The sequence below is a fragment of the Sphingopyxis sp. KK2 genome, from assembly GCF_001990265.1.
Lineage (GTDB): Bacteria > Pseudomonadota > Alphaproteobacteria > Sphingomonadales > Sphingomonadaceae > Sphingopyxis.
Genome location: NZ_LYVN01000259.1, coordinates 1 through 2,386 on the forward strand (window position 1 = coordinate 1; position 2,386 = coordinate 2,386).

The 2,386-nt window shown below is 67.5% G+C and carries 2 protein-coding genes; both read left to right on the forward strand.

Annotated features, from left to right (window positions below; genetic code table 11):
• The first annotated feature begins 775 nt into the window (after positions 1-775).
• Complete coding sequence (proB, locus tag B1A78_RS21475; protein WP_077148867.1) at positions 776-1,882, forward strand: glutamate 5-kinase; 1,107 nt, start codon at positions 776-778, stop codon at positions 1,880-1,882.
• Positions 1,883-1,899: 17 nt separating this feature from the next.
• Positions 1,900-2,386, forward strand: a 487-nt coding sequence (locus B1A78_RS21480) for an NAD(P)-dependent oxidoreductase (protein ID WP_256839821.1), incomplete at its 3' end; no start/stop codon positions are given.

A 2,386-nucleotide genomic window follows, 5' to 3' on the forward strand; every position in this document is an offset into this window, starting at 1 on the left:
GATCTCACACAAAGACACAAAGAGGCCGGGTCACGCCGCAGGCGGTGCCCATCGCCGCAGGCGATCTTGTAAAGCGCTGCGCGCGGGGAAGCACACAGCGTGTGGCGGCTCGACTGCCCTCTTTGTGTCTTTGTGTGAGGCTCTTTTTCCTTCTTTGTGCCTTTGCGCCTTTGCGTGAGGCAAAAATAACCAGACCCATCGCACTGCACCGGCGCAACGGCAGCAACCGACCGGTTGCGGACGTTGCCATCATCACCCGGACATGCGATCATCCCATGTAACTTGCAATTAAAGGGCGACTGAGTGAGCAGGGGTTGCAGAGCGTGCGGTCACTCCGAGGGAACCGTTTCCGAAGAAAGCTTGGGTCCGCTTCTTATCGTCATCTGCGATAAATGTGGCATGACAGAACAAGTGCACGTGTCTCCCGGGAAAGAGCCCCGGCTTGGGAAGTTTTGCCCGCCGCAGCCGGGCGACAAATTTCCACTCTGATCGGTTTGGAAGACAGGCGACGTCCGCTTCCCACCCCAAAACCGCCATCGGCGAAGCCGCAAAAAAAAACGCTGTCCTAATAAATTCCCGCCGCATAGCGTCACCGGATGAACGCGTCAGGTCGTCGCTCCTTTCATCCCATCCGTTGCGCCAATCGCCAGCGAGGAGGGGAAAGAAGAGGGAGACGTGGTGTGACCTTTGTGACCTTCCGAATAAAATCACTCCGCCTCCCGGCGATTCAACATTCGCATTGGCCACGCGGCCACGCCACGCTATCGGCGGCACCATGAGCCTGTTCCCGCCCGCATCCTGCCCCCGCCTGATCGTCAAGATCGGATCGGCCCTGCTCGTCGACCCCGACGGCGCAGTGCGGCGCGACTGGCTCCAGGGCGTCGCCGCCGACATCGGCGCGCGGACGAAGGCGGGGCAGCAGGTTGCGGTCGTCTCGTCGGGTGCGATCGCGCTCGGCGCGCGGCGGCTCGGCCTTGCCAAGGGCGGCCGCGCCAGCCTCGAGGATGCGCAGGCCGCCGCCGCGACCGGACAGATTGCGCTGTCGCAGGTATGGGCCGAAGTCCTCGGCGCCGAAGGCCTCACCGCCGCGCAGATGCTGGTGACGCTCGACGACCTCGAACATCGCCGCCGTTACCTCAACGCCTCGGCAACGCTCGACCGACTGCTGAACCTCGGCGTCGTGCCGATCATCAACGAGAATGACAGCGTGGCGACCGAGGAAATCCGTTTCGGCGACAACGACCGGCTCGCGGCGCGCGTAGCCCAAGCTGCTGCTGCGGGCGGCGTGATCCTGCTCAGCGACATCGACGGCCTCTACGACCGCAACCCCGCGCAAGCCGGCGCGAACCATATCGCGCGCATCGAGCGCATCGACGCGAGCATCGAGGCGATGGCCGACACAGGATCGGCGTCGGGCATGGGATCGGGCGGGATGGTGTCGAAGATCGCGGCGGCGCGGATCGCCAATGCTGCCGGCGCGCATCTCGCCATCGCGTCGGGCCATATCGACCACCCGCTGTCGACCGAGGCGCGGCACAGCCTGTTCGTCGCCGAAAAGGGCGCGAGCGCGCGCAAGGCCTGGCTCGCGGGCGGGCTGACCGCCAAGGGCCGGCTCACCATCGACGCGGGCGCGGCGAAGGCGCTGCGCGGCGGCGCCAGCCTGCTCGCCGCAGGGGTCACCGCCGCCTCGGGCCGTTTCGCGCGCGGCGACATCCTCGACATCGCCGGACCCGACGGCCGCGTCGTCGCGCGCGGCCTCTCCGAATATCCCGACGCCGACGCCGCCGCGATCCTCGGCCTCGGCCGCGACGCGCAGGAGGCGGCGCTCGGCTATGCGCCGCGCAGCGCCATCGTCCACCGCGACCATATGGTGCTGCTGTGACGACGCCCACCCTCGCGATGACCGGCGCGACGGGTTTCGTCGGCGGCGCGACCTTGCGGCACGCGGTCGCACAGGGCTGGCATGTCCGCGCGCTCACCCGCCGCCCGCAGCAGCCGCGCGATGGCGTGAACTGGATCGAGGGCGCGCTCGACCGTAGCGACGCGCTTGCCGAACTCGCGGCGGGCAGCGACATCGTCATGCATATCGCCGGCGTCGTGAACGTCCCGACGCGCGCGGCGTTCGAGGCGGGCAATGCCACCGCGACCGGCAACGTCATCGACGCCGCGCGGACGGCAGGCGTCACCCGCTTTGTTCATGTCTCGTCGCTCGCGGCGCGCGAGCCGGACCTTTCCAACTATGGCTGGTCAAAGGCGCGCGCCGAAACCATCGTGAAGGCCAGCGGCCTCGACTGGACGATCGTCCGCCCGCCCGCCGTTTTCGGCCCCGGCGATACCGAGATGCTCGACATCTTTCGTATGGCGCGGCGCGGCGTCGCGCTGCTCC

What these genes read in the sequence shown, in the direction of transcription:
- proB (WP_077148867.1), top strand. Translation starts at nt 776, where the DNA reads ATGAGCCTGTTCCCGCCCGCATCCTGCCCCCGCCTGATCGTCAAGATC.